This window comes from Microlunatus speluncae (genome assembly GCF_009299835.1).
GTDB lineage: Bacteria > Actinomycetota > Actinomycetes > Propionibacteriales > Propionibacteriaceae > Microlunatus > Microlunatus speluncae.
The window spans coordinates 52,294-73,595 of sequence record NZ_VKCZ01000001.1 but is presented as its reverse complement, the minus strand read 5'-3'; the positions used below and the strand labels follow the sequence as shown (position 1 = coordinate 73,595).

15 protein-coding genes and 1 pseudogene are annotated in these 21,302 nt (G+C 70.2%); 5 read left to right on the top strand and 11 right to left on the bottom strand.

What is annotated here, in order from left to right; genetic code table 11:
* Positions 1 to 14 precede the first annotated feature (14 nt).
* From mfd to FNH24_RS00290, 3 genes are all read right to left on the bottom strand, one after another.
* Complete coding sequence (gene mfd, locus FNH24_RS00300; protein WP_246186679.1) at positions 15 to 3,605, bottom strand: transcription-repair coupling factor; 3,591 nt, start codon at positions 3,603 to 3,605, stop codon at positions 15 to 17.
* A 64-nt stretch (positions 3,606 to 3,669) separates the two neighbouring features.
* Positions 3,670 to 4,701 carry a hypothetical protein gene (locus FNH24_RS31865; protein WP_217427971.1) on the bottom strand — a complete coding sequence of 344 codons (1,032 nt, stop codon included), beginning with the start codon at positions 4,699 to 4,701 and terminating at the stop codon, positions 3,670 to 3,672.
* A gap of 67 nt (positions 4,702 to 4,768) precedes the next feature.
* Positions 4,769 to 5,371 (bottom strand): Uma2 family endonuclease, encoded by a 603-nt coding sequence (locus FNH24_RS00290; protein ID WP_246186678.1) that lies wholly within the window; start codon positions 5,369 to 5,371, stop codon positions 4,769 to 4,771.
* Positions 5,372 to 5,480: 109 nt separating this feature from the next.
* On the opposite strand from FNH24_RS00290, the gene FNH24_RS00285 reads away from it, so the two are divergent.
* The 4 genes and pseudogenes from FNH24_RS00285 (at position 5,481) to FNH24_RS00275 (ending at position 8,425) form a co-directional block, all read left to right on the top strand.
* A complete protein-coding gene (locus FNH24_RS00285; RefSeq protein WP_152360139.1) occupies positions 5,481 to 6,170 on the top strand; it encodes a PadR family transcriptional regulator in 690 nt (229 codons plus the stop codon).
* 183 nt (positions 6,171 to 6,353) lie between these two features.
* On the top strand, positions 6,354 to 7,562 hold the full coding sequence (locus FNH24_RS00280; protein ID WP_152360138.1) for an FAD-dependent oxidoreductase: 1,209 nt from the start codon (positions 6,354 to 6,356) through the stop codon (positions 7,560 to 7,562).
* A gap of 90 nt (positions 7,563 to 7,652) precedes the next feature.
* A pseudogene (locus tag FNH24_RS31860) lies at positions 7,653 to 7,981 on the top strand (class I SAM-dependent methyltransferase); the annotation flags it as partial.
* Complete coding sequence (locus FNH24_RS00275; RefSeq protein ID WP_425486872.1) at positions 7,964 to 8,425, top strand: class I SAM-dependent methyltransferase; 462 nt, start codon at positions 7,964 to 7,966, stop codon at positions 8,423 to 8,425. The pseudogene FNH24_RS31860 and the gene FNH24_RS00275, both read left to right, overlap by 18 nt.
* A gap of 14 nt (positions 8,426 to 8,439) precedes the next feature.
* Here FNH24_RS00275 and pth read toward each other — a convergent pair whose 3' ends face one another.
* Together pth and FNH24_RS00265 are read right to left on the bottom strand one after the other, a co-directional pair.
* Positions 8,440 to 9,024 carry an aminoacyl-tRNA hydrolase gene (pth, locus tag FNH24_RS00270; protein ID WP_152360137.1) on the bottom strand — a complete coding sequence of 195 codons (585 nt, stop codon included), beginning with the start codon at positions 9,022 to 9,024 and terminating at the stop codon, positions 8,440 to 8,442.
* Positions 9,025 to 9,053: 29 nt separating this feature from the next.
* Positions 9,054 to 9,683 (bottom strand): 50S ribosomal protein L25/general stress protein Ctc, encoded by a 630-nt coding sequence (locus tag FNH24_RS00265; RefSeq protein ID WP_152360136.1) that lies wholly within the window; start codon positions 9,681 to 9,683, stop codon positions 9,054 to 9,056.
* Positions 9,684 to 10,064: 381 nt separating this feature from the next.
* Between FNH24_RS00265 and FNH24_RS00260 the strand changes: the two genes are divergently transcribed.
* On the top strand, positions 10,065 to 10,844 hold the full coding sequence (locus FNH24_RS00260; protein ID WP_152360135.1) for a DsbA family protein: 780 nt from the start codon (positions 10,065 to 10,067) through the stop codon (positions 10,842 to 10,844).
* 3 nt (positions 10,845 to 10,847) lie between these two features.
* Here the strand turns inward: FNH24_RS00260 and FNH24_RS00255 are convergent, their stop codons facing one another.
* The 6 genes from FNH24_RS00255 to FNH24_RS00230 form a co-directional block, all read right to left on the bottom strand.
* A complete protein-coding gene (locus FNH24_RS00255; protein ID WP_152360134.1) occupies positions 10,848 to 12,041 on the bottom strand; it encodes a GTP-binding protein in 1,194 nt (397 codons plus the stop codon).
* Positions 12,042 to 12,085: 44 nt separating this feature from the next.
* Positions 12,086 to 16,054, bottom strand: coding sequence for a hypothetical protein (locus tag FNH24_RS00250; RefSeq protein ID WP_152360133.1), 3,969 nt, complete (start codon positions 16,052 to 16,054; stop codon positions 12,086 to 12,088).
* Positions 16,055 to 16,085: 31 nt separating this feature from the next.
* Entirely contained in the window at positions 16,086 to 17,537 is a 1,452-nt protein-coding gene (locus tag FNH24_RS00245; protein ID WP_175047851.1) for an L-fucose/L-arabinose isomerase family protein, read from the bottom strand.
* Between the two features lie 195 nt (positions 17,538 to 17,732).
* Complete coding sequence (locus FNH24_RS00240) at positions 17,733 to 18,674, bottom strand: ribose-phosphate diphosphokinase (protein ID WP_246186716.1); 942 nt, start codon at positions 18,672 to 18,674, stop codon at positions 17,733 to 17,735.
* Positions 18,675 to 18,706: 32 nt separating this feature from the next.
* On the bottom strand, positions 18,707 to 20,197 hold the full coding sequence (gene glmU / locus FNH24_RS00235) for a bifunctional UDP-N-acetylglucosamine diphosphorylase/glucosamine-1-phosphate N-acetyltransferase GlmU (RefSeq protein WP_281350969.1): 1,491 nt from the start codon (positions 20,195 to 20,197) through the stop codon (positions 18,707 to 18,709).
* A gap of 154 nt (positions 20,198 to 20,351) precedes the next feature.
* Positions 20,352 to 21,113 (bottom strand): VOC family protein, encoded by a 762-nt coding sequence (locus FNH24_RS00230; RefSeq protein WP_152360129.1) that lies wholly within the window; start codon positions 21,111 to 21,113, stop codon positions 20,352 to 20,354.
* Positions 21,114 to 21,302 lie beyond the last annotated feature (189 nt).

Here is a 21,302-nt window from a genome sequence, read left to right as displayed (position 1 = left end):
CCCTCGCCAAGGGTTCAGGCCAGGAAGATGTTGTTGATCACCTCGGTGGCCCAGGACAGCAGCTCGGTGTCGACGATCGGCGGCCCGCCGATGGTCCGGGACCGCGGCCGGGTGACCAGGATGAAGCCGGCGGCTTCCTTGATCACGCTGCCCGGGTAGAGCCGCTTCAGCCGCAGCGCCTTCGACTCCAGCAGCTCGGCCGGGCCGAACCGGATGTAGTTGCCTTGGCCGACCACCTCGGACAGCCCGGCATGCCGGGCCAGGATCCGGAACTCCGCGATCGCCAACAGGTTGCCCACCTCGGCCGGCGGCGTACCGTAACGATCTTCGAGTTCGGAGCGGACCTCGGCCACGTCGTCCAGCGTGCGCACCTCGGCCAGCCGCTTGTACATCTCCAGCCGGAGCCGCTCCGACTCCACGTAGTCGGTCGGCAGCCGCGCGTCGACCGGCAGCTCGATCCGGACCTCGGACTGCTCGTCGGTCTCGACGCCGCGATACTCCGCGACCGCCTCGCCGACCAGCCGGATGTAGAGATCGAAGCCGACGTCGGCGATGTGCCCGGACTGCTCGCCGCCGAGCAGGTTGCCCGCGCCGCGGATCTCCAGGTCCTTCATCGCGATCGCCATCCCGGCGCCGAGATCGGTGTGTGCGGCGATCGTCGCGAGTCGATCATGGGCCGTCTCGGTCAGCGGCTTCTCCGGCGGATAGAGGAAGTACGCGTAGCCGCGCTCCCGGCCCCGGCCGACCCGGCCGCGCAACTGGTGCAGCTGGGACAGCCCGAGCAGGTCGGACCGTTCGATCAACAGCGTGTTGGCGGTGGAGATGTCCAGCCCGGCCTCGACGATCGTGGTACAGACGAGCACGTCGGCCCGCCGCTCCCAGAAGTCGACCATCACCTGCTCCAGCCGCTGCTCGCTCATCTGCCCGTGCGCGGTGACCACCCGGGCCTCGGGCACCAGCTCCGACAGCCGCTTGGCCATCTTGTCGATGCTCTGCACCCGGTTGTGGATGAAGAAGACCTGTCCCTCGCGGAGCAGCTCGCGCCGGATCGCGGCCGTCACCTGCGCGTCCTCGTACGGGCCGGCGAAGGTGAGCACCGGATGCCGCTCCTCCGGCGGGGTGGCGATCGTGCTCATCTCCCGGATCCCGGTGACCGCCATCTCCAGCGTGCGCGGGATCGGGGTGGCCGACATGGCCAGCACGTCGACGTCCATCCGCAGCTTCTTCAACTGCTCCTTGTGCTCGACGCCGAACCGCTGCTCCTCGTCGATGATCACCAGGCCGAGATCCTTGAATTTGACCTCGCCACTGAGCAGTCGATGGGTGCCGATCACCACGTCGACGCTGCCGTCGGTGACGCCCTCCTTGGTCGCCTTGATCTCGGAGTCGGACTGGAACCGGCTCATCGGCGCGACCCGGACCGGGAAACCGGCGTAGCGATCGGCGAAGGTGGCGTAGTGCTGCTGCACCAACAAGGTGGTCGGCACCAGCACCGCCACCTGCTTGCCGTCCTGGACCGCCTTGAACGCGGCCCGGACGGCGATCTCGGTCTTGCCGTAACCGACGTCGCCGCAGATCAGCCGGTCCATCGGCACGATCTGCTCCATGTCCCGCTTGACCTCGTCGATCGCGGCCAGCTGGTCCGGCGTCTCGACGTAGCCGAACGCGTCCTCCAGCTCGCGCTGCCAGGTGGTGTCCGGCTCGAAGGCGTGACCGCGACTGGCCTGCCGCGCCGCGTACAGCTTGATCAACTCGGCGGCGATCTCGCGCACCGCGCGCCGGGCCCGGCCCTTGCGCTTGTTCCAGTCGGCGCCGCCCATCCGGTCCAGGCTCGGGTGCTCGCCACCGACGTAGCGGGTGAGCAGGTCGAGCTGATCCATCGGTACGTAGAGCCGGTCGCCGGGCTGGCCGCGCTTGGACGCCGCGTATTCGACCACCAGATATTCCCGGGTGGTGCCGGCAGCCGTCCGCTGCACCATCTCCAAATAGCGGCCGACGCCGTGGTGCTCGTGCACGACGGCGTCACCCGGGATCAACTCCAGCGGGTTGATCTGGTTGCGACGCCGGCTCGGCATCGACCGGGATTCCTTGTCCGCAATGGCTCCGCGCCCGGAAAGATCACCGGCGGTGAGCACGGCGAGCCGCAGCTCATCGGCGACGAAGCCGTGCCGTAGCGCGCCCGTGCTGACCGTGATCGTGCCCGCGGCGGGAGGTTCGGTGCCGTCGCCGATCCGGACCGGAAGATCATGTTCGGACAGCACCTCGATCATCCGCTGGGCCAGGCCCTGACCCTCGGCGATCACCGCCAGCCGCCAGTTGTCGTGCACCCGGGCCGCAAGATCACGAACTGCCGCCTCGGTGTCGCCGCGATAGGTCTCACCGACCTGGCCGGCGATCACCCGCGACTCCACGCCGGCGGTGCTGATCCGGGTCGAGAAGTCGATCAGCTCGCCGTCCTCGGTCCGGATCGGGTCCGCGCCCGCCGGCGCCGGGCCGGAACTGAACGGCGACAGGGTCCACCAGGCCAGGCCGCGATCCATCGCGACCTGGCGCACCTCGGCCAGGCCCCGATAGGCCGACGCGCCGAGATCGATCGGCGCCTTGCCGCCGCCGGCCGCAGCGGCCCAGGACGCCTGCAGGAACTCCTGGCTGGTGGTGACCAGATCCTGCGCCCGGCCGCGGATCAGCTCCGGATCGCAGAGCAGGACGTGGGTCTCGACCGGCAGCAGCTCGACCAGCAACTCCATCCCCTCGACCAGCGCCGGGGACAGCGACTCCATCCCGTCCACCGCGTGCCCGGCGGCGATCTTGTCCAGCATCTCGATCAGTTCCGGATGCTCGACGGCCAGCGCCTTCGCCCGCTCCCGGACCTCGTCGGTGAGCAGCAACTCGCGACAGGGCGAGGCGACGAAGGTGCTGATGGTCTCCTCGTCGGAGCGCTGGTCGGCGACCGAGAAGTGCCGGATCTCCTCCACCGTGTCGCCGAAGAAATCGACCCGGACCGGGTGCTCCTCGGTCGGCGGGAAGACGTCGAGGATCCCGCCGCGGACGGCGAACTCGCCCCGCCGCTCGACCAGGTCGACCCGCACGTAGGCGGCGCCGACCAGATCGTGCGCGAGCGAGTCGAGGTCGTAGTCGCTGCCGGCCTCGACCCGGACCGGCCGCAGCTCGGCCAGCCCCTTCACCTGTGGCTGCAGCACGCTGCGGACCGGAGCGACGATGATCTTGGGTGGCGCCTCGTCCCCGGTGCCGGCCAGCCGGCGCAGCACGGCCAGCCGGCGGCCGACCGTGTCGGACCGGGGGCTGAGCCGCTCGTGCGGCAGCGTCTCCCAGGCCGGGTAGTAGACGACGTCGTCCTCGCTCAGCAAGGACTGCAGGGCCGTGGTGAGCTCCTCGGCCTCGCGGTAGGTGGAGCTGACCAGCAGCACCGGGCGGTCCGCGCCGCCACGGTCGGTGGCCGCGGCCAGGGCGGCGGCGATCAGCGGTCGCATCGGCGCGGGGGCGGTCAGGTCGAGAGCCTTGACGGTACGCGAGCGCGCGTCACCGATGGTCTCGGAAACGGTGGGTTCTTGGAGGAAAAGGTCGACGAGTCCCGAAAGGGTCACCGAGACAACCTACAACTCCCCGCCGACATTCACCCGTCCTATTCGCTGGAAGCGATCTCGCTGGTCAGCCGGCCTCCACGATCTCGACCGAGGGCGCGAAGTCTCGCACCGCCGCCACCAGTCGATCGCGGTCCAGTCGCCACCCGTGGACCATCACGCTGTGCCGGACAACGGCGGCCGGCACGTGCGGCGCCATCAGCTGGTTCAACTCGTCGGACATGGACAACGGCTTCCTCACCCCGGCTCCGGTCCACGGTTCGACACCGACGCAGGTGATGACACCGATCCCCCGGAACAGCACCACGCGGCGAACCTCCGACCAGGTCAGCCGCTTCGTGGACCTCCGGTAGTTGAGAAGCGGCCCGCCGAGGGTCACACCTTCGGCATCGACCCGGAGCCTGACCCTGCGTAGCGCCAGGTCCAGCAGGCTGAGCAGCCCGCAGGCGCCGAAGAAGACGACGATGATCAGCGAGATCGGGCCGGCCTGCTCGTACGGCAACAGCAACCCCAACAGAACGAAGCCGGCACTGCCGAACAGGGTGAACGCCGTCGAGACGGTGAAGCCGGCCCGCGCCACGTAAGGGACCCCCGCCGGGCCGGTCGCAGCTTGCACGGCGACCGCGCGCTCGGCTGCAGCTCGCTCGGCCGCCGCGTGCTCGGCCGCCGCGCGCTCGATCGCCGCTCGCTCGACCGTACGGTGCGCGGCGAACTGATGGATGGCCTGAATGACGGAGAAGCTGCGCGACATCGCGATCAGGAAGCCCTGACTGTCGTTCCCCAGCCGTGCCCGCGCCGCGTCGTCGAACGATCTCAGCAACTCGCGGTACAGGTTCGCGGCTCTGGCTGTGACCGTTGCTCCTTGCCCCTCCGGCGGAGTTGCCCCGTTCACTCCGAATCCCACGAACAGGCGGTGCGCGGTCGGCAGCGCGTCGATCAGCGCGGGATCGTTCGGCACCAGGTAGGAGGTTCGGAAAACCGCAGCCGCGCGGCGCGAACCGTCGCCATCCCACCCTGCGTCCTCGTCGAGGACCTCACCCGTCGCCCGGACGTATCGCTTCGGGTTCGACGCCCACACTGCAGCCGCTCGGTCCATCATGGCGGCCGATTCTCTCAATCCGTCGGCTCATCGGCCACGACGACGCGCTCCGCACCCTGCGGAGGCCTCAGTCGACCAGGTCGTTCGGCGTGATCCGCAGGGCGAACGGCTCGGCGACCGCCAGCGGCTCATCCCCCGTGACCCGCACCGGGTCGCCATAGCGGCCGTCGACCAGGGTCCACACCGTGATCGATGGCTCCGCCGCATCGATGACCCAGTAGTGAGCCACACCGGCGGATTCGAACCGGGACCGCTTCAGTACAAGATCAAATCGTCGGGTTGACGGCGACAGCACCTCGACCGCCAATACGGGAGCCGCCGGAAGATCCGCATCGGTCAGCTCAGCGATCCGACCTATCACAATGTCGGGCTGCATCACCGTGTCGACAGCGAGCACCACGTCAAACGGGGCAGGGATCACCCGAAGCCCTGGCGGGCATGCGATCTCAAGTTGCATCGCCAGCAGGAAGGCCGCTCGTTGATGTCGCTGCGTCGGAGCCGGCGACACGATCAGGACCCCGTCGATGAGCTCGTAGCGGTGCCCGTCATCGGGAGCATCCGCCAGATCCGCCCGGGTGAGCGATCGACCGTGCGGCAGGCCCCAGGCCTCTGCCTCGGCAGTCATGGACGCCATGGTAGTTCCACCTTTCTCCCCATCAGGCGACGCCAAGGCGGACCGCGAATGCTGTCACGCTCCACCGGCGAACCCTGTGGACAACTCAGCACCCTTGCGTCGGAATAGTCGTCGACGTATATTCGTAGACGAGTAAGGAGGTGCGATGGCTACCAAGCGCAAGGTGAACAATCTGCTGGCCCTGGCCGTGCTGGCGGCGCTGGTCGAACGGCCGCTGCACCGCTACGAGATCGCCACGACGATGCGGGAGCGCGGCAAGGACCGCGACATGGACATCAAGTGGGGGTCGCTCTACACGGTCGTGCAGAACATGGAGAAGGCGGGCTTCCTCGAGATCGTCGGCAGCGAACGCGCCGGCGCCCGCCCGGAGCGGACGATCTACGCGATCACCGAGGCCGGCCGGGCCGAGATGGCCGACTGGACCCGGGAGCTGATCGCCGAGCCGGAGTACGAGGCGCACCGCTTCACCGCCGGGCTCTCCGTGATGGCCGCCCTGCCGCCGGACGAGGTCGCCGACCTGCTCGGCCGCCGCGCCGAGGCGCTGGACCGCAGCATCGCGTCGGTCCGCCGCATCGTCGAGGAGCACGCGACGACCGGGCTGCCCAGATTGTTCATCGTCGAGGTTGAGTACGACCTGGCCATGCTGCAGGCCGAGGCGACGTGGGCGCGATCGCTGCGCGACGAGATCGCCCGGGGCGAGTTCCCCGAGGTCGAGCTGTGGCGGAGCTTCCACACCGAGGGCCTGCGACCCGCCGAGGTCGTGGAGCTGGTCGAAAGGAGGATGGCCGACCAGGCGAACACCAATTCCGGAGCCGGCAACCATCGGCAGGAGTGACAAATCAGATCGGGCCCGACGAGGTGCAGCAACACCACCGCCGAGCCCGATGTATGCAGTCCCGAACCGTCCGCATCTGACGACGCAACCGGCCCAGGCTGGCAATCCACAGGATAACCGGGTGTGTGCAGGTCGGACGGGTCAGCGAACCAAACCCGTACCGCACAGAACTGGAGCACGCCCATGTCCACCACCCAATCCGCGCTCGTGATCGGCGGCGGCATCGCCGGTCCGGTCACCGCCACCGCCCTGCTCAAGGCCGGCATCGCCGCCCGCGTCTACGAGGCCTACCCGGGCCCGACCTTCGGGATCGGCAGCGGCCTCGCCCTGGCCCCGAACGGGGTCGCCGCGCTCGACCTGATCGGCGCCGGTGATCTGGTCCGTGCCGTCGCCGACCCGATCTCGCGGATGGAGTTGTCCGTCGGCGGAAAGAGGCTGTCGACTCCGCAGCCGGCCGGCCTGGAACCCTTGCAGCTGGTCGATCGCAACGATCTGCATCGGATCCTTCATGATCACGCGGTCGCCGCCGGCGTACCGTTCGAGTACGAGAAGCGCCTGGTCCGGGTCACCGAGGACGATGCCGGCGTCACCGCGCACTTCGCCGATGGCAGCACCGCCACCGCCGACGTCCTGATCGGCGCCGACGGCGTCCGGTCCACCGTCCGCGGGCAGATCGATCCGGCCAATCCGGGACCGGACTACACCGGCATGATCGGCTTCGGCGCGATCATCGACAACCACCTCGGGCTGACGCCGGGATCGATGGTCTTCGCCTTCGGCCGGCGGGCCTACTACCTCTACGGCGCGCTGGATCAGGACCGGATCATGTGGGGCGCCAACCTGCCGCACCCGGACTATCTGTCGCTGACCGAGGCCCGCGCGATCCCGGCCGAGCACTGGCTGCAACGGCTGCGGGAGACCTACAGCGACGACGATCCCGGGGCCGAGTTCGTCCGGCACACCACCGCGGCGAACCTGGAGACACAGGGCGCGCTGCACATCATGCCGCCGGTGCCGCGCTGGCATCGCGGCCGGATGGTGCTGGTCGGCGACTCCGTGCACGCTCCGTCCAACAGCTCGGGCCAGGGCGCCTCGCTGGCGATCGAGAGCTCGATCCAGCTGGCTCGCTGCCTGCGTGACCTGCCCGATCCTTCGTCGGCCTTCGCCGCCTACGAACGGCTCCGGCGGCCCCGGGTCGAGGGCGTCGCCGCCCGCGCGCGCAAGATCAACCACAGCAAGACTCCGGGGCCGGTGGCCCGCCGGATGATGTCGGTGCTGATGCCGATGATGATCAAGAAGATGGATCCGGAGCAGACGATGGGCGCCGAGCAGCGCTACCGGATCGACTGGGAGGCACCGGTGCGGACGGAGCTCTCCGCCGTCCGGGCCTGATGCCGGGCGCACCGTGTCCGGCGATCATGGGCACGGTGCGCACCGGTCGGGATCATTGACAGCCGCCGCGCCCGGGCGGTCAATGGAGCCATGAGCTTCGCAGTCACCGGCGACGCGTACGACCGGTTCATGGGGCGCTATTCGCGCGAGTTGGCACCTCGGCTGATCGACTTCGCGGAGCTCGAGCCCGAGTCGCGGGTGCTGGACGTCGGGTGTGGCCCCGGCGCCCTGACCGCGCGGCTGGCGGAACGGGTCGGGGCCGACCGGGTCGCCGCGGTGGACCCGTCGGCCTCCTTCGTCGACGCCTGCCGGGACCGGTGCCCGGCGCGACGGTCCGGCAGACCGGGATCGACCGGCTGCCGTGGCCGGACGACGCGTTCGACGCCGCGCTGGCCCAGCTGGTGCTGAACTTCGTCCCGGACCCGGAGGCGGGACTGGTCGAACTGACCCGAGTGGTCCGCCCCGGCGGCACGATCGTCGCCTGCACCTGGGACTACGCCGTGGGCATGCGGATGCTGGCCGCCTTCTGGCGCGCTGCCGCGACGCTCGATCCGGCGGCTCCGGACGAGGGCCACCAACGGCTGCGCACGGCCGAAAGCCTGACCGCGTTGTGGCACGGCGCCGGGTTGATCAAGATCGAGACCGCCCCACTCACGGTCAGCGCCCGGTACGCCGACTTCGACGACCTCTGGCAGCCGCTGACGTACGAGATCGGACCAGCCGGGGCCTATTGCGCCGGCCTCGATCACGAACGGCAGACGGCACTGCGGGCCGCCCTGTTCACGGAACTCGAGTCCCCGGCCGGGGCGTTCAGCCTGCCGGCCCGCGCCTGGGCCGTCCGCGGCCGACTGCCCGGGGAGTGATCAGTGCGGCCGGGTCAGCTGTTGTAGGCGCTCTGGGTCCGGTCGAGACCGGCCGTGATCAAGGACTCGACGGCGTCGGCGGCGCGCTCGACCTCGACGTCGTAGTCGGCCCGCTGGGCGGCGGGGATGTTGCTGAGCACGTAGTCCGCGGCCTCCTGTCGGCCGGGCGGACGGCCGACGCCGAACCGGATCCGGTAGAAGTCGCCGGTGCCCAGCGAGGCCCGGATGGACCGGAGACCGTTGTGCCCGTTGTCGCCGCCGCCGAACTTGACCCGCAGCTGCCCGGGATCGATGTCCAGCTCGTCGTGCACGACGATCAGCGCCGCCGGGGTGATCTTGTAGTACTTGATCAACTTCGACACCGGACCGCCGGTCTCGTTCATGTAGGTCCGGGACTTGGCCACGATCATCCGCGGCGCGTCGGACCCGGGCGGCCCGACCCGCAACTCGGCCAGCTCGGCCCGCATGCCGAGCGGCGCCTTGAGTTTGGCCGAGGCGCGGGCGACCAGCCGGTCGACGACGAGGTGACCGACGTTGTGACGATGGTTTGCGTAGGCCGGCCCCGGGTTACCGAGGCCGACCACCAGCCAGGGCTGCATCACTCAGCTCGTACCGGCGCGAGGTGAGCTCAGCTCTCCTCGGACTCGCCGCCCTCGCCCTCGGCGGCGGCCTCAGCAGTCGCCTCGCCTTCGGACTCGGTCTCCGGCTCGGGCTCGGCAACCGGCGCGTTGGTGACGTTGACGATCAGCAGGTCGTCCTCGACCGCGAGCGCGGAACCGCTCGGCAGGTCGAGCTCGGCGGCGGTGATCTGCGACCCCGCCTCCAGGCCCTCGACGGAGACCACGATCTGCTGCGGCAGGTGGGTCGCCTCGGCCTCGATGGAGATGGTGGAGTTCTCCACCACGACCAGCGTTTCGGGAGCGGCTTCGCCCTCGACGTGGATCGGGATGTCGACGGTGACCTTCTCGCCGCGGCGGACGATGACCAGGTCGACGTGCTCGATCAGGCCCTTGATCGGGTCGCGCTGCACCTGCTTCGGCAGGGCCAGCTGCGACTTGGAGCCCGCGATGTCGATCGACAGCAGGGCGTTCGCGACCCGCAGCGCGAGCAGCGTCTCGTGACCGGGCAGGGTGATGTGAACGGGATCGGCACCGTGCCCGTACAGGACGGCGGGGACCTTGTCGGCACGACGGATCCGGCGGGCAGCGCCCTTGCCGAATTCGGTACGTGTTTCGGCGGTGAGCTTGACCTCGGGCACGAACGAACTCCTCGAACGACTGATGTGTGGAATCGGCTGTTCCGCGGCGAGCGAGCGACCGCTGAGATCCGCGGACCGACGGGAATCGTCGGAGCGCGTCGCCCAATGTCGATCACGGTCGACCGCCGACCGAGGCCGGGGTCACCCTCGCCGAGGCAACCGGTTCACCCTAGCGGACACCTCCGCCCCACCCCTAATCCGCCGACCCGTCACCTCCGCGGCCATTTCGGCGGCGTGTCGCAACGGATCTGACGGCTCGGCGGCTGAGCTGCCGGCGGTTCGCGGTGTCCTCTCCGGTGACCGGCCGGCGATTAGGGTGTGTCGTCTCGACTGCGGACAACGCGGCTGCGGACAGCTCGACGGCTGACAGGAGAAGTGCGGATGAGTCAGGACAAGCGGGACCAGAAGGCCGGCAGCGGCTCCCGGACTTCGGCCCGCGAACGGGCCCGGGCCGAGGCCGCGGCGGCCGGGCGGCGGGGTCGGCTGATGCAGGTCCTGGTCATCGGTGGGGTCGCCGTGGTGGTGATCGGCATCATCGCCGCCGCCGTGATCATCTCGGTCGTCACCCAGGGCCGCCAGACGCCGACCGCGGACACGGTCGTTCCCGTCGGCGGGGCCCAGGTCCCGTTCCGGGTCGAGGGCTCGACGGTCCGGCTCGGCCCGGCGGACGCCAAGGTGCAGATCGAGCTGTACGAGTCGTACGGCTGCACGCACTGCAAGGATTACGACGCCGCCACCGCCAGCACGTTCGAGGAGTTGATCGCCGGCGGCGACGTGGCCGTCAGCTATCACCTGGTCCACATCCCGACCGAGTCCCGCTACGCGCCGCTGGCCGGAAACGCGAGCGCCGCCGTGGCCGCGCACCAACCCGAGGCTTGGTTGGCCTTCCACTCCGCCCTGTTCGTCAACCAGTCCGCGGCGACCGAAGGCTGGCAGGCTCCGCAACTGCGCGACTTCGCCAGCCAGCAAGGGATCGCGGCACCGGAGGCCCTGGCCTCCATCGACGAGGGGCGCTACACATCCTGGATCAAGGACAACACCGAGCAGGCGGTCAAGGCCGGTTACCGGAAGACCCCGACGCTGCTGCTGAACGGCCAGCCGACCGAGCTGCTGCCGGCCGAGGCCCTGGCCGACCGGGTCCGGCAGCTGGCCGGATCCTGACTCCTACGAGGCCGGGTCGGCCTGGTGGTTCGGGCAGTGGGCGCAGATGACGGAGCGGAGCTGCAGCGGATCGTCGAGCTCCCGCCAGCGCGCGGCACCGAAGCCGAGCTCGTCGTCGGTGAGTTCGCAGCCGGCCAGGCAGGCGTCGATCCGGGCCGGGTCGACGGCCTCGCCGGTGAAGGCCAGCCAGGTGCCCCGGTCACCGCAGTCGTCCTGCCAGTTCAGCAGTCCCTCGGTGTCGGTGGTCGATTCGATCGAGCCGGGCCGGTCGGCCAGCCAGGGGCCGCCGTCGGCGAAATCCACGCAGTGCCCGATCACGGTCATCCCGAACTTGCGGTCCGGCACCGAGGCGGCCCAGATCCGGCCCCGGGCCCAGACGCTGCCGGCGGTCAGCTCGCCCAGGGCAGCGCGCAGCCGGGCGGGATGGAGCGGCCGCCGGGTCGAGGCGAGATGGGTCCGGACCCGCCGGCCGTCCGCCACCAGCGGCATCACGACCGCACCGGCGGAGGCGCGCCAGGTCACCTCGAGCTGATCGAACCGGTACTCCAGGGTGGGCAGGGGCAGCGGCCCGGCCGAGCTAGCCGAGGTCAGCGCGGTCGCCCGGCTCTGCGGCGCGAGGTGGTGGGCCAGCTCGACCCCGAGTTCGAGGCCGGCCCGGTCCGGGCCGTCGTGGGCCAGGATGTAGCAGTCGCTGAGCAGCAGGTCCTCGACCAGCAGCCGGCCGCAGGTCAGATCCCCGTAGCCGAGGCAGAATCCCTTCTCGGCCAGGGTTTCGGTGGATCGCAGGGTGGCGGTCAGGGTGCCCGGATCGATCACGGTCATGATCGATCCGATCGCGTACCCGACCGGTCTCGGGCCCGCCTCCGGCACCGCCTCGACCGCGTCCAGCACCGTCGTTCCGGACACCCCCGGCGGCAGGGTGACCAGCAGATCCGAGTCCCAACCCGAGCTCGCGTACTGGTCGAGACAGCGGATCAGGTCCCGGTGCACCGAGCAGGCCCGGCAGGACGCCGCCGTCGCGATGGCCCGGCTGTCCCATTCGGCCCAGCCGGAGCTCGTCGCCCGGATCAGCTGACCGCGGTCATCGATGTGGTAGTCGATCGTCGGCAACCGCAGGCCGCTGTGCCGGAAATGATCACGAACGTCGCGGACCTGCCTGGCGTCCAGGCCGGACACACAACTGACATGGGCCGTCACCCCACGAACCCTACACGGAATTTGCTTAGGCTTACCTAACTGTCTCAGGTTCGATCGATGGTGACCGGACCGTACAGCCCGGACGAGAGCTGAGTCGGGAAGACCCAGGTGGTCGAGGTGGCCGCGTGCAGATACGGCCCGAGGGTGTTGTAGACGACGATCTCCAACTCCGCCGGCCGCTCGGTCGGCGGCAGGGTGAACCGGAACGGGGCGCAGAACGCCGAGCCGACCGGTTCACCGTCCAGCAGCACGTCCACGCTGCCGCGGAGGTCGCCGAGGTCCAGCGTCCGCGGCCGGTCGCCCGCCTCGAGCGTGCGCCGGTAGCTGAGGCCGCCGCTGTAGTCGCCCAGCCCGAGCCCGCGCCAGTCGCCGAGGGTGATCGGCGCCGACCGGTGCTCGACCTCGATCGGGCCGTCCAGCACCGAGGCGCCGGGCAGGAAGGCGACCGGTTCAGTGATCAACTCCAGCCACGCCGGTGCGGCCGGCGGGTCGGCCAGGGTGATCCAGCCGTCGGGGTCCGGCGTCTGCGCGCTGCCGTCGATGGTGATCTCCGCCGGCACCCGCAGCGGCACCCGCAGCCGGGCGGTGCCGCTGGGCACCCGGGTGCGGAGACGTCGCGGCCGGGCCGCGGCCGAGTCGGCGGTGTCGAAGTCCAGTGACGGTACGCCGACCTCGGCCTCGCCGCGCAGCCAGGACGCGCGCCGCAACGGATGCGGCCGGTGCCCGGCGTGCATGGTCTCGATCGCATTCCACTGCTCCGGCCGGACCGCGGACGGCGCCGACTGGCCGGCGGTGGTGCAGGTCCAGCCGGGACCGCTGACCGCGACCACCGGGCCGGCCTCGGTGTGGGCGACCAGGTCGACGAAGATCAGATCGGTGATGTCGGACGACTCCAGCCGCACCGCCAGCACATGATCACCGGCGCCGAGCAGCCCGGTCACGTCGTGCCGGAAATACATCGGCCGGGCGCCCCAGTCGTAGTACTCGACCTTCTCCTGCCGACCGACGACGGTCCCGTCGATCAGCACCGTGGCCGAGCCGGCCGCACCGACCACCAGCGCGGCGGTGGTCGCGGCCTCGGCCAGGCTGATCGTGGTCGAGAAGGTGATCAGGCCGTCGCTGATCGCCGGCTCGCCACTCGCCCCGGTGTCGCCGAAGGCCATGTATTCCGGCCGCGGGCCGTAGCCGTCCGGCGGCACCAGCGTGAAGCCGGACCCGGCCTCCGACCGACGGCCGGCGGTCCGGGTCTCGGTCAGCGCGTATTCGAGGATGTTGATCTCCCGGTCGACCGGGACCCGGTGCACCGCAGCGTAGTGATCCGGCGCCGCCAGCGGCACGCCGTTCCAGCTGACCCGCTTGGCCGCGCTGGCCGTGACGACCAGGTCGGCCGGGCCCCGATGATCAAGCCGCAACACCGCGCGCACGGTGGTCTGTTCGCCCGGCTCGGGGTTCGGGGCCTGGACGAATTCGGCCGGCACCAGGCCCTTGCCGCCCAGCGGGCTGACCGGGTCGCGTTCGACGCCCCGGCTGGCGGAGAAGACGTACGGCTGCCAGCCCGGTCCGGCCAACTCCCCTGCCCCGGCAGCGATCTGGTCGCATTGAGCCACGGTCAGCGGCTCCGGCGCCGGACCGGTGTTGATCATCACCCGCTGGCCGTAGCCGGACCGGCTCGGTTGCCACGGTCCGTCTCCGTCGGCGGCCTCGACGTGCCAGAGCTCGAGCTGATCAAGCTCCCGGCCGGCCGGGCGGGCCAGATCGCCCCAGCTGTTGTCCAGGGTCGGCACCAGGGTGCCGGTCCAGCCGTCGCTGAGGTCGGCGGTGCCTCCGGTCGCCGCCGGTTCGGCTTCGGCCGGGGCGGAGCCGGAGGGCGCGGAGCCGGTCGGCTCGGCGGCACCTTCGCGCCAGACCAGCAGCAGCGCCGGGGCGCCCTGCTGGTCGATGTCGATCATGGTCGTGCCGTCGCCGGCGGCCGTGATCAGCACCGGGCGACGCTCGCCGCCGGCCGGGTCCCAGACCTCGGCCTCGGCCACTTCGGCACGGATCCTGAGCTGCCGGCGGCTCGCGTACCGGCTGCGGTCGAAGTCGTCGGTCCAGCGGCCGGTCGGGCCGTCGGGCTGCTGGCTCGCGTTCGGATGGACTCCGGTGATCAACGCGACGCCGGTGCTGCCGGAGCGCCGGACCAGCAGCGGCAGGTCGCCGGCCACGTGCTGCTCCGCCGGATCCAGCCCGGCGACCGCGGCCGCGGCATCGGCGACCTTGATCAGCCGCGGGTGCTCAGCCAGCCGGCGGACCACCAGATCCTCACCGCCGAGCCCGGCGGCCGTCGTCGGCGGTTCGCCGATCGTGATCACCCGGCCGCCGGTGTCGAGCAGGTCGGCCAGCGCCTCGGCGGTGGCGGTCTCCAGCACCGTCGTCTGCGGCAGGATCACCGTCCGGTAGCGCTGGGTGCGAACGGACAGCCGGCCCTCGTCGAGGTCGGCGACCTGGATCGAGGCGTCGTCGATCACGTCGAACGCGATCCCCGCCGCGTCCAGCAATCCGCCCTGCCAGTGCCGCCAGTTGTTGACGCCGCAGAGCGCCAGGTAGGTCTGCTGGGCCCGATCCGCGGCCGCGTGCGGATCGCCGAGCAGGCCGTCGCCGAAATGCTGCACCGGAAGGTCGATCGGCACGGTCGCCTGAGCCGTCGTCGTCGGATGCAGCACTGCGACGTCGGCGTCGTAGTCGCCCCAGGTCATGATCGAACAGATCCGCGACACCGCCTCGGCGAACGACCGATACTGCTTCCAGTACGGCTGCCGCCAGTCGGTGGACGGCGGTGCCCACTCGAACCAGCCGGCCGCCGTGTCGAAGTAGCTGGCGTGCGGGTCGTAGAGGGTGGCGCCGCTGCGCAGGAAGGGCAGCAGCCAGTCATACGTGTCCTCGAGGGTGCCGCCCCAACCGCTGGAGTGGAAGGCTTCCAGCCAGACCCGGTCATGCCCGTAGAGGTGCGCCATCGAGCTGTGCACCTTGGAGTCGCCGTCATGATCACTGCCGGCCGCGTTGAACCAGCGGTGGGTGCGGAAGTAGTCGGTGTAGAGCTGGGTCGACTGGGTCGGGAAGCCCGCGCGGGCCGGATGGCTCTGGTCGGCGCCGAGCAGCAGCCCGCGCTTCGTGTGCCACTCCCCCAGCGGCCGGAACAGCGCCTCCTCGGTCAGCGCCGACCGGACCGCGTAGTAGTCGGATCTGATCTTGCTCGCCGCCGTCGCCTCGCCGTCCGGCCCGCTCCGGAACAGGCTGTCCAGATGATCACGGAGGTCGTACCCGGTCCGCTGCTCGAACTCCTCGGCGAAGGTCGCGCTCCAGGCGTTGGTGGCGGGCAGTTCGTCCTGGAAGCTGCCGGGGATCACGGTGCCGAGGTAGTCCGGCAGCCGACGCTCGAACTCGCCGTGGACGGTGTCGATCAACAACTCGACCGCGGCCGGGTTGAGGTAGTCGAAGGCGGTCGGCACCACGGTGATCGCGGTCAGTGCCGCCCCGTCCGGCGCGGCCACGGCTCCGGTGGCCGCGGTATCGACCCGGCGACCGGCGTGGTCGTAGCAGGCGAGCAGGGTTTCCGCGCCGCGCAACGGCACCCGTCCGGACGCGGCGATCACCTCGCTCCGGCGCAGCGACTGCCCGGTCACCTCCGGATGATCAAGAGTGATCCGGCCCTGGATGTTGGCGCCGGAGAAGCCGATCTGGTCGTAGAACCAGATCTTCAGGTCGAGCTCGCGCGCGATCCGGCAGGCATACTCGAACCGGTCCCACCACTCCTCGCTGAACCAGGCGGGGTCGTCGGCCATCGCCCCGAAGGTCGGGCCGGCGGGCGCCAGATTGATCACCACCAGGTTGTAGATCCCGCCGTCGGCGAACCGGCGCAGCTGCCACTCCAGCCGCTCCCGGGTGACCTTGCCGCCGCTCCACCACCACAGCGGTGTCGGCCCGAAGTCACGCGGCGGATCGTCGAACAGTCGTCCCAGCTCGGCAGCGATCATGGGGTGATCCTTTCAAACCCCCGAGCCGGGTTCACAGGGCGACGGAGCGGTGCGGCAGACCGAGCAGGTCGGCCGTGGCCTTGATCTCGGCCGCCCGGTGCCCGACGGCGAGGGCCCAGTGGTGGCCGATGCCGGTCTGGCTCCAGGCGTCCACCCACTCACCCGGGTCGCCGCCGAAGTCGACCCGCGACGTGGTGTTGCCGATCTGCAGCAGCGGCCCGTCGACGACCGTGCCCTCGGAGGTGACCAGGACGTAGCTGCCGTCCGGATCCTGCCCCAGCCCGATCGTGGTCACCGGCCCGTGCTTGACGTCGAACTCCACCGACACCCCCCAGCCGCGCTTGCCGTGGTAGACGCCGAGTCCGCGGAGCAGCGGATCGCCGGCGCTGATCGCCAGGTGCGCCGGACCGTCGTGACCCATCTCGACGACGTTGTCGTCGAAGTTCATGGCCTGGATCTCGGTGAACGAGCCGCCGGCGCCGAGGGACTGGGAGATCAACATCGCGATCGAGGTACGGAGCTCGTACTCGCCGGCCATCGGGATGCCACGAGCGGTGAGCAGCGACGAGCCCAAGATCATCGCCGCGCCCAGCCGCTCGTGCAGCTCGCCGGCCAGGCCGCGGTGGTAGTAGGCGACCGAGTCCAGGTCGAAGTCGGCGACCAGCCGATCCAGACCGACCGACACCTTCGCGGCCCAGTCAAGATCATCGGACTCGACGCTGGCGTCCAGCTGGAACAGCTTGCGGGCCAGGGAAACGCGCTCGGAGACCTCGGCGTCGGTGACCTCGGCGACGCGCTCGCGAAGATCATCGAACTCCAGCACCTCGATGTGCGAGCCGAACGTGGTCGACACCGTGGTCGGATCGGTGGAGACGTCGAGCATGCCCGGATAGAGGTGGCCCATCAGGCCGTGCCGGGCCTCCCGCAGCCGGGCCCGGACGCCGGCGGCGGCGATCCAACGGCCGATCCGGGTCCAGGCACTCTCCTGCCGCAGGTGGCCGGACACCGAGCGGAAGCCGATCCCGGCCCGGCGGAACACGTTGGCGATCTCCGGGATCGGGCACTGGCCGCAGTACGCCAGCCACTGGCCGGTGTCGAACGTGCCGTGATCCATCTTCTCGCTCGGCTGCAGATCGATGATCAACACCGGCGCGCCCGCCTTCTGCGCGATCGGCAGCACCATCGACGAGGTCAGGTAGGTGGCGACGAAGATCACCACCAGGTCGCAGTCGGCGAGCCGGAGCTTCTCGCCCGCCTTGCCGGCGTCGGTCGCGTCCGACACGAAGCCGGCGTCGATCACCTCGGCGTCCATCCCCTGGAACCGTTCGGTGACGTAGCGGGCCGAGTCCTGCAGCTGCTCCAGCAGCCCGGGGAACTGGGGCCAGTAGGCGCCCAGCCCGCCGGAGACCAGCCCGATCCTGGTCTGCCGCCGCCGGTGCGGCGGCAGCAGCTCCGAGGTCTCCCGATCCGTCACGTCCGCCATCCCGTACCTCCACACCGAGCCCATCCAAGAAATTGAATCGTTTTACAGGCCCGCCCAGAAGTCAACCCCACTCCCTGCTCCCCGGCCCGCCGCCCCTCATGGCCCCGAGCGCAAACGCGGCAGTTCCAGCTATCCGCGGCAGTTGCAACTGCCGCGGATGAGTGGAACTGCCGCGTTTGTTGGGCTACGGGTGGGTCAGGACTGGCCGTTGAAGAGGGAGGTCACCGAGCCGTCCTCGAAGACTTCGGTGATCGCGCGGGAGATCAGAGGGGCGATGGAGAGGACCTTCAGGCGGTCGAAGTGGCGCTCGGGCGGGATCGGCAGCGTGTTGGTGACGATCACCTCCTCGAAGGCGGAGCCGATCAACCGGTCCACGGCCGGGCCGGAGAGCACCGGATGGGTCGCGGCGGCGATCACCGACTTCGCGCCGCGCTCCATCAGCGCTTCGGCCGCTTGGCAGATCGTGCCGGCGGTGTCGATCATGTCGTCGACCAGCAGGCAGACCCGGCCCTCGACCTCGCCGACCACCTCGTGCACGGCGACGGTGTTGGCCAGGTTGGGGTCGCGCCGCTTGTGGATGATCGCCAGCGCACAGTTGAGCTTGTCGGTCCACATGTCGGCCAGCCGGACCCGGCCGGCATCCGGCGACACCACGGTCATCTCGGCGGTGTCGTACTTCGACTGGACGTAGTCCGACAGCACCGGCAACGCCCACAGGTGATCAACCGGGCCGTCGAAGAACCCCTGGATCTGCGCGGCGTGCAGGTCGACCGACATCAGCCGATCGGCGCCCGCGGTCTTGTACAGGTCGGCGATCAGCCGGGCCGAGATCGGCTCCCGGCCGGCGTGCTTCTTGTCCTGGCGGGCGTACGGATAGAACGGCGCGACCACCGTGATCCGCTTGGCAGACGCCCGCTTCAGCGCGTCGACCATGATCAACTGCTCCATCACCCACTCGTTGACCGGGGCGGCGTGGCTCTGGATCACGTACGCATCGCAGCCGCGGACCGATTCCTCGAACCGGACATAGATCTCGGAGTTGGCGTAGTTCAGTGCCCTGGTCGGCACGATGTCGACGTGCATCAGCTGCGCGATCTCGTCGGCCAGCTCCGGATACGCGCGCCCGGAGAACAGCATCAGGTGCTTCTCGTTGGGCTTCTTGACCCCCGTCACAGCCCGTCCTTTCCCTGCTCTGGTACCGAATCGCCGGCTCGGCCCTGCGCCTGCTCCGCGGCCGCCGCGGTCTTGGTCCCGGCCCGCTTGCGGGCGACCCAGCCGGGGATGTTGCGCTGCCGGCCGCGAGCCACCGCCAGCTCGCCGGGCTCGACATCGGCGGTGATCGTCGAACCGGCCGCCACGTAGGTGCCGTCGGCGATCTCCAGCGGATGCACCAGCACCGTGCCGCTGCCGACGAAGGAGTGCCGGCCGACCGTGCTCCTGGTCTTGTCGACGCCGTCGTAGTTGGCGAAGATCGTCCCGGCGCCGATGTTGGCCCCCTCACCGATCGTCGTGTCGCCCGCATAGGTGAGGTGCGGCACCTTGGCGCCGGCGCCGATGATCGCGTTCTTGGTCTCGACGAAGGTGCCGATCTTGCCCTTGCTGCCGAGCTCGGTGCCGGGCCGCAGATAGGCGTACGGGCCGACGGTCGCCTCGGCGCCGATCACCGCGAGCGAGCCGTGGGTCCGGATCACGGTGGCACCGGCGCCGACCTCGACGTCGGTGAGCGTGGTGTCCGGTCCGATCGTCGCGCCGGCACCGACCGAGGTCGCGCCCTCCAGCACCGTGCCGGGCAGCAGCGTGACGTCGGGGGCAAGATCAACAGACTCGTGGATCCAGGTCGTCGCCGGGTCGATGATCGTCACGCCGGCCCGCATCCATTGGTCACAGATGCGCCGGTTCTGCTCGGTGTTGAGCCGGCCGAGCTGGACCCGGTCGTTGACGCCCTCGGTCAGCCAGAAGTCGTCCACCCGGTGCGCGGCGACCGGCTGATGATTATCGGTGGCGATCTTGATCACGTCGGTCAGCATCAGCTCGCCCTGGGCGTTGTCGGTGCTGATCTTGGACAGGCCGTCGCGCAGGGTCTCGGCCTCGAACACGAAGATGCCGGAATTGATCTCGTCGATCGCGCGCTGCTCGTCCGTCGCGTCCTTGTGCTCGACGATCGCGGTCACCGATCCGTCGGCGGCGCGCACGATCCGGCCGTAGCCGGTGGGATCGGGAGCGGTCGCGGTCAGCACCGTGGCGACGGCGCCCGCCGCGCGGTGGGTGCTGATCAGGGCCGCCAGCGCCTCATCCGATTGCAGCGGGGCGTCGCCGACCGTGATCACCACGTCGCCGTGCAGTTCCGGCAGACCGGCCATCGCGCACTGCGCCGCGTAGCCGGTGCCGTACGCCTCGTCGCCCTGGGCCACCCGCACCGCGTGCGGTGCGACCTCGTCCAGGTGGGCCTCGACCTGCTCCCGGCCGTGCCCCACCACGACCGCGACATGCTCCGGCTCCAGGGCCGTCGCCGCGTCCAGCACGCGTTGCAGAATGGACCGGCCGCCCACCGCATGCAGGAACTTCGGGCGGGCCGACTTCATCCGCTTGCCCTCACCTGCGGCGAGGATGATCACGGCCGCCAAGGTGGCCGCCGAGGGCGCATCGGTGGCTGAATTCACACGGGCTCCTTGGGCTCTTGTCGGGAGTGTCCTCCGCCGGGTCACATTACCGGGGTCCCCGCAAAGTTGTTCGGGCGAGCGTAGCGGAGGAGCCGAACGTCCCGACCGCGGAGGTGGCGCCCACCTCCGACCAGGTCTCCCGAGCCGGTGGGTCTCACCCGAGCTCCGGCGACTCCGGTCCCGTTCGCGGCCGGAGCAGGCAGAACTCGTTGTTGCCGGGGTCGAGCAGCACCGTCCAGGGCAGGTCGCCCCAGTCATGATCGAGCCGCCGGGCGCCGAGGTCGAGCAACCGGGTCAGCTCGGCGTCGAAGTCGCCGCCGGCGCTGACCCGGAGATCGAGGTGCATCGGGTTCTTGCCGCGCTTGGGTTCCACCGGTTCGGTGAAGCCGATCAGCGGTCCGACGCCGGACGGATGTCGGAAGGTCGCCGGCAGCGGCGGCCACGGCTGCCAGTCCGACGCCGCCTGCCAGAACGTCGCCGCGGCGTCGATGTCGTCGGCGTCGATCGGGATGCCGCCGATCGGCCCGGAATCGGGATACATCGGCTCGTCGCTGCCGCGCAGCCTGCGGTCCGGCATCACACAGAACGCGTAGTCCTCGGGATCGACCAGCACCGTCCACGGCGTCTCGGTCCCTTGCCCGATGTCGACGTGCTCGGCCCCGAGCCCGAGCGCCCGCTGCACCATCGCGTCCCGACCATCACCGCCGGCCAGGTCCAGATGCAGCCGGTGCGGTCGCTCCTCCCGGTCCGGAACCGGGAGAAAGTCGAGGTAGAACCCGTCCAGCCCGGGGTACGCCAACCGGGTCCCCGCCGCCGACTCCTCCACCGTGGTCTCGAGCAACCCGGCCCAGAACCGCCCCAGCCGCGCCGGATCCCGCGCATCGATGCAAAGACACTCCAGCTTGGGCGGCTCCATCGGCCCAACCTAACGGCCAGCGCCTCTCCATTGTTGAACCCCGCGGTGGGGACTCCCGACTGAGCGAATTCGTTCCCTGAGCCTGTCGAAGGGCAGGCGCGGGGTCTCAGCGCTCGGGTGCTGGGGTTCCGGAGATGATGCAGGTCAACTTGGCCGCGACTACCCGGCCAAGTTGACCGCTATCTCGCG